The sequence below is a fragment of the Limnoglobus roseus genome (assembly GCF_008254045.1).
In the GTDB taxonomy this organism is placed as follows: domain Bacteria; phylum Planctomycetota; class Planctomycetia; order Gemmatales; family Gemmataceae; genus Limnoglobus; species Limnoglobus roseus.
In genome coordinates, this window is the sequence record NZ_CP042425.1 from 2,847,977 (window position 1) to 2,861,173 (window position 13,197).

General features: G+C 67.7%; 10 protein-coding genes. 5 read left to right on the plus strand and 5 right to left on the minus strand.

The window, feature by feature from the left end; all coding sequences use genetic code 11:
• The first annotated feature begins 48 nt into the window (after nucleotides 1-48).
• A complete protein-coding gene (locus PX52LOC_RS11925) occupies nucleotides 49-330 on the plus strand; it encodes a hypothetical protein (protein WP_149110307.1) in 282 nt (93 codons plus the stop codon).
• Between the two features lie 148 nt (nucleotides 331-478).
• Complete coding sequence (locus tag PX52LOC_RS11930; protein WP_149110308.1) at nucleotides 479-1,342, plus strand: hypothetical protein; 864 nt, start codon at nucleotides 479-481, stop codon at nucleotides 1,340-1,342.
• Between the two features lie 428 nt (nucleotides 1,343-1,770).
• On the opposite strand, the gene PX52LOC_RS11935 is transcribed toward PX52LOC_RS11930, so the two are convergent.
• The 3 genes from PX52LOC_RS11935 to PX52LOC_RS11945 all read right to left on the minus strand — a co-directional run bounded on the left by PX52LOC_RS11935 (nucleotide 1,771) and on the right by PX52LOC_RS11945 (nucleotide 4,881).
• Nucleotides 1,771-1,959, minus strand: a complete 189-nt coding sequence (locus PX52LOC_RS11935; protein WP_149110309.1) for a hypothetical protein — start codon at nucleotides 1,957-1,959, stop codon at nucleotides 1,771-1,773.
• Nucleotides 1,960-2,202: 243 nt separating this feature from the next.
• On the minus strand, nucleotides 2,203-2,610 hold the full coding sequence (locus PX52LOC_RS11940) for a hypothetical protein (protein ID WP_149110310.1): 408 nt from the start codon (nucleotides 2,608-2,610) through the stop codon (nucleotides 2,203-2,205).
• Between the two features lie 324 nt (nucleotides 2,611-2,934).
• Nucleotides 2,935-4,881, minus strand: a complete 1,947-nt coding sequence (locus PX52LOC_RS11945) for a hypothetical protein (RefSeq protein WP_149110311.1) — start codon at nucleotides 4,879-4,881, stop codon at nucleotides 2,935-2,937.
• Between the two features lie 299 nt (nucleotides 4,882-5,180).
• Here PX52LOC_RS11945 and PX52LOC_RS11950 point away from each other — a divergent pair, with 299 nt between their 5' ends.
• Entirely contained in the window at nucleotides 5,181-7,769 is a 2,589-nt protein-coding gene (locus PX52LOC_RS11950; RefSeq protein WP_149110312.1) for a WD40 repeat domain-containing protein, read from the plus strand.
• 305 nt (nucleotides 7,770-8,074) lie between these two features.
• Nucleotides 8,075-10,210, plus strand: coding sequence for a serine/threonine-protein kinase (locus tag PX52LOC_RS11955; RefSeq protein WP_168218935.1), 2,136 nt, complete (start codon nucleotides 8,075-8,077; stop codon nucleotides 10,208-10,210).
• A gap of 125 nt (nucleotides 10,211-10,335) precedes the next feature.
• Here PX52LOC_RS11955 and PX52LOC_RS40415 read toward each other — a convergent pair whose 3' ends face one another.
• Nucleotides 10,336-10,479, minus strand: a complete 144-nt coding sequence (locus tag PX52LOC_RS40415) for a hypothetical protein (RefSeq protein ID WP_168218936.1) — start codon at nucleotides 10,477-10,479, stop codon at nucleotides 10,336-10,338.
• A gap of 491 nt (nucleotides 10,480-10,970) precedes the next feature.
• Between PX52LOC_RS40415 and PX52LOC_RS40420 the strand changes: the two genes are divergently transcribed.
• On the plus strand, nucleotides 10,971-11,108 hold the full coding sequence (locus tag PX52LOC_RS40420; RefSeq protein WP_168218937.1) for a hypothetical protein: 138 nt from the start codon (nucleotides 10,971-10,973) through the stop codon (nucleotides 11,106-11,108).
• Nucleotides 11,109-11,149: 41 nt separating this feature from the next.
• Here PX52LOC_RS40420 and PX52LOC_RS11960 read toward each other — a convergent pair whose 3' ends face one another.
• Complete coding sequence (locus PX52LOC_RS11960) at nucleotides 11,150-13,156, minus strand: ATP-dependent DNA helicase (RefSeq protein ID WP_149110314.1); 2,007 nt, start codon at nucleotides 13,154-13,156, stop codon at nucleotides 11,150-11,152.
• Nucleotides 13,157-13,197: the final 41 nt, after the last annotated feature.

Sequence of the window (13,197 nt, forward strand, 5' to 3'; positions counted from 1 at the left end):
GGCGTTGAATTTGACGGGCCAACGTCACCGCGAAAAAGGGCAGTCGCCGTGAACGATTCGACGCGCCGAGCCGACCTGCCGATGTGGTACCGCGTTCTCCGCGCGGCCGCCCTCCCGTTCCTGGTGATTGGCCTGGTCGGCGGGTTAGCCGGCCTCGCCTTTTGCACTCAGGCGTGGGTCGAGGTCAACGAACGACCGCCGGAGGGGCACGCGGCCGGGTTCGTCGGGCTGGCCTTGATGATGGCGACCGCGGTCAGCGCCGTCGCGGCTTCTGGGGCCACATTCGCGCTCTGGACGTTCTGGCGGCCGAGGAAGAACAACGCCGAGTGACAGGGGTGATCCTATCCCCTTTCGCTCGGCGTTGTGATGGGCGAACTCCGCGATCATTGAGCCGCAGCGTAACTCTCACAATTTAAGATCTCGACACGGGCTAGAACGTCCGATACGCTCGATTCGCCCTCCCCTTTGAGAGACACCCATGAAACGCTTGGCGACCTTGGTCCTCCTCGGCGGCCTGCTCGCGATCCACCCCGGTTCCGCGCAGGACGTGGCATCTCGCCCTTCCACCAAGCCCACGGCGGCGGCGAAGGTCCGGTCGGTCTACCTCGTCAGCAACGCCGACCCGGAGACCGTGGCCGGCCTCCTCGCTGCGATCTACCAGGGGGAGGCCGTGGTCGCCGCCGCCCCGGCTGGGGTGGGCAAGGCTGTCATTGTCGGCGGGTCCGCGACCGCGGTCGCGGACGTCGGGAAGTTGATCGAGCAACTCGACCGGAAGCCCCGGGCGGTGGAGATCGAGGTCACGCTCGTCGAAGCAACCGTCGCGAAGGACGGGAAGGATCCGACCGCGGCCGATCTGCTCAAGGATGGCAAGGGCCAGCGGATCAAGCTGACGGCCGTCGAGGGCCAGTCGGCGGTCAGTACCACCGGCGGGAGCCGGCCGTTCGTCACCGGGTCCGTCCGCCAGCCCGTCGGCCCTGGTGGGGCCGGCGGGCGTGACGGGGCCGGCGGGTTTCCCGGCGCGGCCGCGCAACCGCGTATCGTGCGCGGGGTCAACTACCAGTCCGTCGGGACGACGGTGAAGCTGACGGCCCGCGTCGAGTCGGGCGACGCGGTCGCAGTCGACTTGAGTGTCCAAGAGACCAAGGTCCGCCCGGCCGACGACGAGAACGGCGAACCGGCCATCGACAACGCCACGCTGACGACGAAGGTGAGCGTCCCGGCCGGCAAGCCGGTGGTCGCACAGACGGTTCGCACGGGCGGGAAGGCCGGCGCGACCGTTGCAATGGTGATCGTCACGGCGCGCGTCGTGGGCGAAGGCCCGACCGCCGCGGGCATGCACTGATGCCAGATCGTTCGGGGTACCCCAACGGGAATCGTGTCGCCGCGAACCGACCGCCGCCAGAACACCCACCGGCCTGATGGCTGACTACCAGCCGAGTTGCCCCTGGCCCCTCACAAGAGGGAACAGGACTTGCCGCGAACGATCGGATGTCTTCTCTTCCCTCAGTCGTCCCGCCTCCGTCTCCGTCGTGGCCGGTCGTCGTCCTCGTCGTCGAAGTCCGACCGGCGGACCCTCTTCGGCGACTTCCGCTGACGGATGGCGTAGGTGACTAACCCCGCCACGATGGTTAAAGACACAAGGACAAAGACGACAGAGCGGTTTTTGGTCGGGTCTAGCGCGTCGTGCTCTGCTCGGTTACCTTCCCCGGCTGCGAGTGGCGGGTGACGGCGTCGCGGGTGGCAGGACGGCTTCGGCCAAAAGCGGCACGCTTACCTGCGGCCCAGAGCGAAGGCCGTCGATCTCCTCGCCGGTACCCTGCCAGATGAGGGCCGGGCCGCCTTCACCCGCAACAGGGCCAGGTCGCGGACCGGGTCGCGGCCCACTCGCTCGGCTGGCCCCCTGTTGAAGACGAGTTCGACGGTCGCCCGGTCGGTGATCCCGATTTCCCGGAGGATCATCAACGCGCGAATCGATTCTGTCCGGCGGTGCTTCAAGTGGGGCGTCGCGAAGGAAATGATCTCCGGCGATCGGCACGAGGTCGTCCGCACCCTGCCCGGTCTGCGGAAGGGGCGGACGACGGCCGCCGATGCGGACGCCGTCCTTACGGCCGGGGAGGTGGTCGTGCGAGCCACCTTCCCGCACGTGACGCGGTGGCCCGGAATATTGCCCGAACGATGGCGGCGAGGCGCGTACCGGGCGGACTACTTCAAGTTGTTCGCCTTCTTCAGTTCGCCGACGGATTTTGCGGCGGCGTCCTTGATCTCCCGTTGCATGGTTTCCTTGAGTTGCTGTTGGGCGGTCTCAATCTTTTTGCTGAGGGTCGTCATGATGCCCCGGGTCGTCTCGTCCCCGTCCGCCCTCCGCTCGGCGATCTGTTTGTCCACGTACTCCTTGATCTGCTGATGCGAGGTGGTGACGGCCTTGTTGATCGCCAGCAATAATTGCCGGGTGGTCTCGTCCGTGTCATCCTTCCGCTCGGCGATGCGTTTGTCGACGTACGCCCGGATGTCCTTGTTCAGGTCGTGCCATTGATTCTGACTCGACTCCTGCAACTGCGAGATCGCCAGCTTCAGCTCTTTTTCGAGTTCCTTCAGGCCGGACGTGTCCATGCCGATCGACTCCATGAAAAGGGGTGGGCGATCTGAGTTTGGTGAGTGGGCGGAGAGTCGCTCGTGGGTATTCAACCGATCGGTTGTTGGGCGTAACTTGACGGCAACCCAACCACAAGGTACCGACCTCGTTGTCGTCGGTCAAACAATAATTCGCCCCAATCGTTGGAACGTCGCCTGTTGGGACGCCACGTCGCCCGGTGCCATGACCGGGACCACCGAGGGGGCGATGACGGAAGCGGAGTGGGTGGCGTCCAACGACCCGACGCGAATGCCGGAGCACCACCAAACCCCATGCTTAGGCGTTCGTCGCGCGGACCCGCCTCACACCGTCTTCAGCCATCGGCGGACGACCTGGAGTTCGTCGGCGGCGTCGATCACCCCATCGCTGTTGAAGTCGAATGCCGCGTCGTAGCGCGGCGTGCCGGCCGTCGAGCCGAGGGCATCGTGCAGCATCCACCGGGCTTCGCGGTTGTACGCCCGGTCGCCGTCCAAGTCGCCGAACAGTCGCGTGAACCCGGCGGTCGCGTCGGCTGCCATCGCCGTGCCGTTCAGGCCCCACACCTTCGCGGCGTTCACTCGCAGCGTGTACACGCCGTCGGCGACTGACCCGCCGATCGCCGTCGGTCCGGTGAACGTCACCGTCGCCACGGTCTTTCCGCCGACGACCACGGCCTGCACTGCGATCGGGACGGCCCCGCCGTCCGCGCCGACGACGGTGACGGCGTTCGTCCCCAGTGCCACGACTTGGTCGAACGAAACGGTGACCTTCGTCACCATCGACCGCTGGGCGGCCCCGTCGTTGACGACCACGCCGGTGACGGTCGGTGTAGGGCCGGCGGGCGGCGCTGGTGGGGCGACCGGCGGGGCCGGCGGCACCACGTCCCACTTCCACAGTTCCGGCCGTTGCACGTCGGTGCGGCCGGGGAAGTAGATCGACCCGTTGAAGTACGCCCCGGTCGCCGTCGCGCCGGTCATCGTGATCTGGTCGCCGACCGCGTTGGCAATCGGTAGTTCGTTCGGCCGGCGGGGCGGCAGGCCGTTCGTGTCCACCCAGGCCGTGCCGCCCGGCGTGCCGTCGGTGCGGAACACGCGGCCGGTCTGCCACTCCTGGAACAGAAAGAAGCCCGGCGCGGCACCGTCCGCCGGGACGTAGGCGGCGAAGATCCACCCGGCGGTCGGGGCACCGGCCGGCACGGGGAGCGGCCGCGTGCCGGCCGCCGTGCCGTCGCTCAGCCAGTACGCCGGCAGGCTGGTCTGCGAGTAGGTCGCGAGCAAGGCCGTGCCGCCGTAGTTGGTGGCGGCGTACAGGTTGCCCGCCCCCGCCGGCAGGTCGAACTTCTTCGTGCCGGCGGCCGTGCCGTCCGTCACCCACAGGCCCACGTCGGATGGCTTCGGGTAGCTGTTCGAATCGACGCGGAAGAACCCCTTCCCGCCGACGGCGAACAGGTTCGAGACGTACAGGTTGTACGGGGTGGCGTCGAACGCCTTGAGCAACTGCCGGGCGTTTCCGCCGTCGCCGACCCAGACCGACGCCGTCGAGCCGTTGGTCGGGGTACTGCCGAAGACGAACCGGCCGGGGCTGATTTCCACGCCCGTGTCGAGCGTCACCCCGTTGGCCGTCAGGTTTTGCTGCTGCGGCCGTGTGCCGGCCGTCGTGCCGTCCGTCTGCCACACGACCGTCCGGCCGTCGCTCGCCTGCCACGTCAGCACGACGGCGTCGTCCGTCGTCCGGATCGCCGGGCTAATCGGCGGGCCGATGCCGAGGGTCGTGCCGAAGTCCTTCAGCAGCGTGTTCGTCGTGCCGTCGGTCTTCCACCAGGCGATCCGGTTCGTACTGAGGTCGCGCGTCACATAGAAGAGGTTCCCCTCCCAGCCGACGGTCTCTTGCCCGCCGTCGGCGAGTACGCCGGCAAGAGGGGCCGCCTTGAACGTCCCGCCAGCCGTGCCGTTCGACCGCCACAGGGCCGCCCCGCCGCCGTCGTCCGCGGTGAAGAAGACGATCCCGTTGCCGGCCGCGAAGAAGGCCGTCGGGTTCGACCCGCCGAGGCCGGCGCGGACGTCCTTGACCATCCGCGTGCCGGCGGCCGTGCCGTCGGTGGCGTACAGTTCGTACCCGTGCCCGTTGTCGGCGGAAAAGAACAGGGTCTGGCCCGATGGGGTGATGTTCTGCGGGTACGACCCCCACACCCCGGGCATGATGTCGGCGAATTGTGTCGCGGCGGGCGTGTCACGGGCTTCCAATTGTTGAACGGCAAGGCGCGGCGGCATTCAGGGAACCTCATTGGGGTCCGGGCGAGCGGGCCGGGAGGGTAATCTGTACACGCCGCGGTGTCCAGGCGGCTTGCCGTCCGGCGGCACGTTACCTCCGCCCCGCCTGGAATTCAACGCGCGGCCCGTCGTCGTTGTCCCCTCCTCGCCTTTGGAATCCTGCTGATCGTGTTCGGCGTGCTGGTCGGGGCGTCTCGCACAACGCCGGCGAGAGTGGGCACAGATCGCGGGCCGGGAACAGGTGCAGCCACAAGCCCGGCCAACGGGTATGATCGTGGCGACCACCCCGGAGGAGTCGCATGGTCCCGGCCTTGCTGTTTGCGCTCGCGGTGTCGTCACCGCGGTTGGACGCCGAGGGCGTGCCGCTGCCGGCCGAGGTGCTGCACCGCGTCGGATCGGCCCGCTACCGCTACCCGGCGTGGCTGTCGGCCCCCGTGATCTCGGCCGACGGCACGCGGTTGTACACGCACGCCGGCAACGACCGCATCGTCGTGTGGGAAGCGGCGACGGGGCGGGTGCTGAACGAGTTCAAGGTTCCGGCCATCGGGCGGTACGTGAATTCGACGAAGGTCGATGACCAGTCGCAGACGTTGCGGTTCGACGCCCGACTGCACCGCCGGATCGAACTGCGGCCATCCGGCCAACTCCGCGTGATCGACGCCGCGTTCGGCGACCTCCATGTCTGCACACTCGATCCGACCACCGGCGGGGTGGACATGAACCTTGCCCTCGAACTCCCACTCTGGCATGCCGCCGAACTCACCCGCGACGATCGCCGGCTGGCCGTCGCGATCTTCGACGTGACGCGGCAGGTGAGTCTCGACGTGGAACAACACTACTTGAAGGTGTACGACACGGCGACGCAGAAAGTCGTCTACGAGGTGCCGGTCGCCAAGCGCCTCCACAACTTCTCCTTCAGCCCCGACGACAAGTGGCTGGCCGTCGCGGACGAGGAATCGTTCCGCCTGCTGGACGCGGCCACCGGGCGCCTCGTGCGGGTGCTTCGCTGCCGGGCGAACGAGGTCGTGCCCGACTTCCAATTCGGCCCCGATTCCAAGTCGGTGGCCGGCTTCGCCCGCACGGGAACCGCGACCGAGCGGCTGACGGTGTGGGACACGGCCACCGGGGCCGTGAGACGGGAACACCCGTTGACGCCGACCGATCCGAAGGTGCGGGAGCAATCCTACAGTTTCGCGTACCGGCCCGACGTGAACCGGCTGGCCGTCATCGAGAATCGCGTCGGCGTGCAGATTCTGGACGCGACGACCGGGCGGCCGGTGGCCGTGGTGCCGGACCGGGGGGCGGGGAGTGGAATCTTCTCGCCGGCCGGGGACGTGTTTTACGCGAACCCGGAATCCTCCGATCGGTACGGGTACTTGCGGGCCATCGACCTGCGGACTTCGCCGCCGAAGGTTACCGAGCCGTCGACCGGGTTCTTTCACCTCGCTTACCCGTCCGATGGGGAACTGCTCGCGCTTTCGGGGGACGACCTCGTTCGGTGCAACCCCGCCACCGGCGCGACGCGGATCACGCCGCTCAAACTCCCGGACGCATCCGGGGCTGGAGCGTACCGGGCCGTGTCGCCGGACTTCAAGCAGGTGGCGGTGGTGACGGGCGTAGAGTTCGAAACCGCGAAACCGCCACGCGCGGAACTCACGCTCACGGTCACCGACCTCGGCTCGGGTCGGCAACAAGTGCTGAAGGGGGAAACCCGATGGCGGGTCTTCAGCTTGAGCTTCACGCCCGACGGGACGATGGTCGTGGGCCGTTCGTTCTCGAACGAGTGCGCCCTCTGGGACTTGCGAACGGGCAAGTTCACCGCCATCCGTCCCGATGAAAAGAAGGCCCCGGGTGAGGTCATTCGGACGGTGCTCGAACCGCAGTACGGCCCCTGGCTGGTGACCTCGACGAGCACGTACGTCCGCGACGCGCGGGCTCGCGCGCGGGCCGCCCGGAAGTCGGGGCCGACGTGCCTCTACGACCTCCACAATCTGGGCAAGCCCGTCTGGCAATTCGTGCCGAGTTCGGACGACTTCTCCGTTCGGTTCATCACGCAAGACGGCCGGGGCGTCGTGGGCGAGGGGATCGCGAACGGGAAGACGTGCCTGGAACTCTGGGACGGTCCCACGGGCCGTCGGCGGTGGCGTCAGGCCTTTCCGGCCTCCGTCTCCATCCGCACACAGTCGCCGGACGGGCGAACGCTCGTCGGCGTTCGCGACACGGAACTCTTCCTGATCGAAACCGCCACCGGCCAAGTTCGCCACACGTTCCGCGGCCATCGAGGTTGGATTGGCGGCGTCCGCTTTTCGCCCGACGGGCGCACTCTGGCGGCCGTGGGCGGGGAAGCCCCGCTGTACCTCTGGGACGTGGCCGGCGAACTGGAGAGACCGCAGACGCCGCCCGACATGGTCGTTGCGTGGGCCGACCTCGCCGCGGAGGATGCGACCGTCGCGTTTCAGTCGATCCGACGTTTGGCGTGGTTCCCGGAGTCTTCGCTGCCTTTCCTTCGAGACAAGCTGCCGCCGGTCCCGCCCGTGGGCGACGGCGTGCTGCCGAAGCTCGTCGCCAACCTCGACGCGGCGGCGTTCGCCGACCGCGAGGCCGCGATGAAGGAGTTGAAAGCGCTCGGCGACCTGGCCGTACCGCGGTTGGAGCAGGCGCTGAAGGAAACGGACTCGGCCGAAGCCCGCGCGCGGATCGAGAAGCTGTTGGACGCGAACGCCGGCCGGCCGCCGACGGGAGAGAACCTTCGGGCCGTGCGGGCCGTCGAAGCGGTGACACGCATCGGCACCCCGGCCGCGACCGCGTTGCTGAAGGCGTGGGCCGGCGGGGCCGACGGCGTGCCGCTCACCCGCGAGGCGAAGGACAGCCTGTCGCGGCGGAAGTAGTGGCCGCGGTTGAGTGAACCGTAGCTGTGGGCACTCACCGCACCGGTCGCCGTGGTCGGACGTTCGTGACCGACTTCATTTTGGCCGCTGCGATCACCACCCGGGTGCGAGACGAGGTGAACCCGCAGGGTGTGCGGCTTCGCCCGGGCGCAATGAACGCACGGAAATGGCTCCTGCAAGACAGGGAATTTCCCACCTCGCACGAAGTGCCGTGCGGCTTTCCTGGTGACCGACGACCCACCAAAAACATTTCGGTCCTATCCTTCAGCGGCTCGAATCCCCACCGCCGAGCGAAGGACATCACGATGGGCAGTAACCTTCACGCCCTCACGGACTCTCGGCCGGCGGAGGCCGTCACCCTCCGCATGAACAACGCCCACCCTCTTGCGGACGGACTCCCGACCGACATCCCAACGCCGCCGCCGACCGCCCGGCTGTCCGGCGGGTACGAGTTGAACCGTGTCCTCGGTCGCGGCGGCATGGGGATCGTCTACCTGGCCCGGCACAGCGGGCTGAAGCGGAACGTCGCGTACAAGGTGCTTACCCACCTCGGCTGCACCGACCCGGAAACGCGGGCGCGGTTCCACGCCGAGGCCGAGACGCTGGGGAAGTTGCAACACTCTGGGATCGTACAAATCTTCGACTACGGCACCGAAAACGGTAGCCCGTTCCTGGTCATGGAGTACGTCTGTGGCGGGTCGCTCGCGGAGTCGTTCAAGAACGGTCGCCTGCCCCCGCGCGACGCCGCCTCGCTGGTCGCGACGATGGCCGCGGCCGTCGGGCACGCCCACGCCCAGGGCGTCATCCACCGCGACCTGAAGCCGGCGAACATCCTCCTGACGGCCGACGGGCGACCGAAGGTCGCCGACTTCGGCCTCGCGCGGGACGTGACCCGCGAACACCTGACGCGGACTGGCATGATCGCGGGCACGCCGACGTACATGCCGCCCGAACAACTGCTCGGCCGCAAAGACCTCACGCCGGCCGTGGACGTCTGGGCGATCGGCGTGCTGCTCTACGAGATGCTGTCGGGCACGGTCCCCTTCGGCGGCGACAACCCTCAGCAGATTTTGACGAACATCCTTCAGCACGAACCCGTCTCGCTCCGCGCCTGGCAACCGGGTCTACCCCGGGACCTGGAAACGATCTGCCGCAAGTGCATGCACAAAGACCCGCACCGGCGGTACCCGAACGGTGAGTCGCTCGCCGCCGACCTGACGCGGTTCCTGGACGGCAAGCCGATTCTCGCACGGCCAATCGGTCGGGTGGAAAAGGGGTTGCAATGGTGTCGGCAAAACCGAACGGCGGCCGCACTGACGGTCGGCCTCGTGCTGACGATGACGGCCGCGACGGGGGTGTCCCTACTACTGGCCGACCGAGCGAACTGGGACCGGGGCAACGCCGTCACGGCCGCCGCCCAGGCCGAAGACTCGCGGCAGAAGGCCGAAGCGGCGACCGCCGACGAAAAGGCGGCCCGCGAAGGGGCCGAAACGCTCGCCAGCATGATGGACGCCTTGTTCGACAAGATGAGGGTACCGGAAGTCGATCTCCGGCGAGAGGTCAAGGTTCAGATAGACTTGGGGGCCAAGCGACTCCTGGCCGGCGCGTGTGAGCCGCTTGTGCGGGCCAAGTTGCTTTACCGGCTCACCGAGGTTCGGTTGCGGTGGGGCGACTGGCCCGAGGCCGTCCCCCTCGCCGAACAGGCGTTCGCCCTCCGATCTCGGCACCTGGGCCCGCACCACCCGGACACGCACGCCGCTGCCCACCAACTCGCCTACCTGTACTCCCACGTAAGCGACCGGAAGGCAGACGCCGTGCGGGTGTTGAAGCCGGTCGTTGAGGCCGAGGTCGCCGCACTTCCGCCGGACGACCCCCAGGTCGTGGGCCTGCTCGGCTCCCTCGCCTTGGCGTACAAGTCGGCCGGCCAGACGGCTGAGTACGACCGACTCGCCGCGCGGGTGCTGACCCTGGCCGAGAAACAGTACGGTCCGGACCACGTGGAAACGGAGTGGCGGCGGGTCAACCTGTCGAAGTACTCCGTGGCCGCCCACAACTACGACGAGGCCATCCCGGTGCTGACGAAGGCGTACAAGACCCTGGGTGAGAAGTGGGGTGAGGGTTCGGACCCCTTCCTGTGGCTCCGGCGGCACATCGGGGCCGTGCTCTGCGCGGCCGGCCGGTCGCAGGAGGCGATTGACTACCTGCGGCCGGCGTACGAGCACGGCCTGCGGATCGTCGGCCCGACCCACCCGCACGTGGTGGGCGATCGGTCGCGGCTCGCCGCCGCTTACGAAGCGTGTCGAATGTACGCCGAGGACTTGCCCCTGCGGCGGGCCATGCTGGACAACGCGATCGCCCGGAAAAGTCTCCCCGACACGGGCGAGCAACTGTTGAAGATCGCCCGCGATACGGCGTGGGCGTGGCGGACCGCTCTCAACTGACGGCGGTCATGGCGCTCGGGTCTGCCGCCACATTGCTCTACGATGTGGACCCGCGGTGCGCGTCTCGGCGAACCTGAGTTACCACCAAGGCGTCTGGCGCATTACCAAGGCAAATCGCGGGTCGGTCACTGCGACCGGAGGAACTTCAGGACGCGGTCTTCGCTGTCCGGGGACGTTTGCTCCCGGCCGCGGGCGGCTTCGAGGGCCTGCCGCATCAGCCCGTACCGGGCCTTCCCGGTCGTGGTGCTGATTTGGGGGAGTGGGCTCACTGCGGTTCGCGGTTCGCTCGCCTTCGCCTCGGTGCCCGGTCGGGCCGCCCGTCGATGTGTTGCGGTCAACGCTCTCAATTCAACCTCGTCAAAGGGTATTCACCCGCGGGCGGTTCGCGCCGCGGGGTGTCTGCTGGAGGTGCTACTTCTAGCGGTCGTCTAGAGGGACCGGTCACGGCCCCGAACGTGTAGCGATCAGCGGTGTCATCAACCGTCGGAAGAACTCGACCCGGGTGCCAGGCCGGCACCCCGAAAGGGTTATCGTCATTCCGTCACCAGGATTGTAGGCGGGTTCTCGCCGGAGCGGTAGACCAATCCACCGGACGGCAACAACACCATTGTGCGCAAAGTGCGGATTCTGCGGGAGGAACTCCATCCCTTCCGATGCCGGATGAGACAGGCATTGCCCGCGGTGTGGGATTGACCCCGCCCCCGGGCCGCGTATAAGCCGCCGAACACTCGCCCTCGAATCCCACCCCGCGGGCCATCCCATGACGGTTGTGCGCTTCATTGCCTTCGCCCTGCTCGCGCTCGCGTCCGTCGGCTGCCAGGCCCTCAAGGACGATCCGGCGTTGGGCGACCGCCCGTGGTCGCCGAGTTCATCTTTCGCGGGCGTCAAGGATCGCTGACCCGGCGCAGCCGATCCGACCGGGGCCGCCAGGTGGCGTTGTTACGCGCCGCGGCGGGCTTTCGGCTTCTTCGCTTCGCGATTCATCGGCTCGCCGTCCACGAACGTCTGGCACTCCGGCAGGGCTTCCAGGAACTGCTTCCCGTAGGGCTTTGTGAGAACTCGCGGGTCGAACAGCACGACGATGCCCTTGTCCGTGGCCGTGCGGATGAGGCGGCCGAAGCCTTGCTTCAACTTGATCGCGGCCAGCGGCACCTGGTACGTCATGAACGGGTTGCCGCCGTCGGCCTGAATCACTTCCAGCCGCGCTTCCGTCAGCGGCCGGTCGGGGACTGCGAACGGCAGCTTCGTGATGATGACGTTCGACAGGGCTTCGCCGCGAACGTCCACGCCAGCCCAGAAACTGTCCACGCCGAAGAGGACCGCCCGCGGGGTTGTGCGGAACTGCTCGAGCATCTTGCCGGCCGGCATCCCTTCGCCCTGGCAGAACAGCGTGTATCCGTTCTTCGCGGCCCATGGCCGAAGGCGGTCTGCGGCACGATTGAGGAAGGAATAGCTCGTGAACAGCACGAACGCCCGGCCCTCAGTCTTCGCCAAGTAGTCGGGCAGCTTCTTGATGACCTGTTCCTCGAAGTCGGCGCTGCGGCCGGCCGGGTCGGGCATCGTCTCGCGGAATAGGTGCAGTTGCACCTGCGTCTGGTAGTCGAACGGGCTGCCGAGTTGCAGCGTGTCGGCTTCGTCGAGTCCGAGGCGGTGCTGCACGTGGGCGAACCCCTCGCGGCCGCCGGTGCTGAGCGTCGCGCTCGTGAGCACCACGGCCGGCACCTTGTCATAAAGCTGTTGTTTGAGCGCCTCGCCGACTTCGATGGGGGCGCTCGCCAACGACACCTTCGCCCGGCCCATCGTGGTCTTCACGTCCACCCAGTACACCTGCCCCTTCAGATCCTGTGCCAACCACTGGCGGACGGTGTTCGCCAGGGCGGTTAGCCGCGTGGCTTTGCTCGACAGTTCGACCTTCTCCTCTTCAGCCGACAGTTTATTCGCGATGGCGGTCAGCACGGTGGCGAGCTTTTCGAGTTCTTCCGACAGGAAGTCCGGCACGATGCCGGCCGTGCGAACGCGGCCGTTGGTCCGGCCTTGCAGTTGGTGCCATTCGTGGACGGCCCCGAAGAAGCGGTCGGCCGCCTGCCGGGCGTTGTCCATCTGCACGAAGCTGGCCGCGTCGCCGTGGGCGGCGAGGACGCCGCGGTTGCCGCGCGGGGCCAGGATTTGGCTCAAAATATACTCGACGCCGCCCTGCGACACCTGCAAGCCGAGGTGGTCGGCGGCCACGTCTTCGAGCGTGTGAGCTTCGTCGAAGATCACCGCGTTGTAGTCGGGCAACAGCCCGCCGCCCTGCCGCCGTAGGGCGAGGTCGCTGAAGAACAGCGCGTGGTTCACGATCAGCAGGTTCGCCCCGTAGACCGACTTGCGGGCCTTGTAGTAGAAGCACTCCTGGTAGTGCGGGCAGTTGCGGCCGAGGCAGTTGCCGCTGTCCGACTCGACCGCGTCCCAGACGCTCGGGTACGGCTGCAACGGCAGGTCGGACCGCGTGCCGTCGGTGGTCTTGCGCGACCACTTGCCGACGATCTGGAGTTGCTGCAAGGCGACCGGGTCGGCGAACAGCGTGCCCATCCGCTGTTGCGCGACGCGCAACCGGCGGAGGCTGACGTAGTTTCCGCGGCCCTTCACCAGCACCGGGCGGAATTCGAACGGCAGGGCCTTTTGCAGGAACGGGATGTCCTTCTCGATGAGCTGGTTTTGCAGGGCGATCGTGTGCGTGGAGACGACGACGCGGTAGTCCTTGCGGTCGGACACGGCGGCCACGGCCGGCACGAGGTAAGCGAAGCTCTTGCCGACGCCGGTGCCGGCTTCGACCATCAGCTTGCCGTCTTTTTTGAGGGCGGCCGCGACGGCGTTGGCCATCTCGACCTGTTGCGGCCTGGCCTCGAAGCCGGGCATCCGGTCCGCGAGTTGACCGCCCGGCGAGAGGAGTTTCGTGAGGTTCATCCGGTGATTGTGCCAGAGACTGGGCCGGGATGTAAAGGTGA

Excerpts from the sequence above, each read along its gene's own strand:
- PX52LOC_RS11930 (WP_149110308.1), top strand. The coding sequence starts at position 479 with ATGAAACGCTTGGCGACCTTGGTCCTCCTCGGCGGCCTGCTCGCGATC.
- PX52LOC_RS11935 (WP_149110309.1), bottom strand. The coding sequence starts at position 1,959 with ATGATCCTCCGGGAAATCGGGATCACCGACCGGGCGACCGTCGAACTC.
- PX52LOC_RS11940 (WP_149110310.1), bottom strand. The coding sequence starts at position 2,610 with ATGGACACGTCCGGCCTGAAGGAACTCGAAAAAGAGCTGAAGCTGGCG.
- PX52LOC_RS11945 (WP_149110311.1), bottom strand. The coding sequence starts at position 4,881 with ATGCCGCCGCGCCTTGCCGTTCAACAATTGGAAGCCCGTGACACGCCC.
- PX52LOC_RS11950 (WP_149110312.1), top strand. The coding sequence starts at position 5,181 with ATGGTCCCGGCCTTGCTGTTTGCGCTCGCGGTGTCGTCACCGCGGTTG.
- PX52LOC_RS11955 (WP_168218935.1), top strand. The coding sequence starts at position 8,075 with ATGGGCAGTAACCTTCACGCCCTCACGGACTCTCGGCCGGCGGAGGCC.
- PX52LOC_RS40420 (WP_168218937.1), top strand. The coding sequence starts at position 10,971 with ATGACGGTTGTGCGCTTCATTGCCTTCGCCCTGCTCGCGCTCGCGTCC.
- PX52LOC_RS11960 (WP_149110314.1), bottom strand. The coding sequence starts at position 13,156 with ATGAACCTCACGAAACTCCTCTCGCCGGGCGGTCAACTCGCGGACCGG.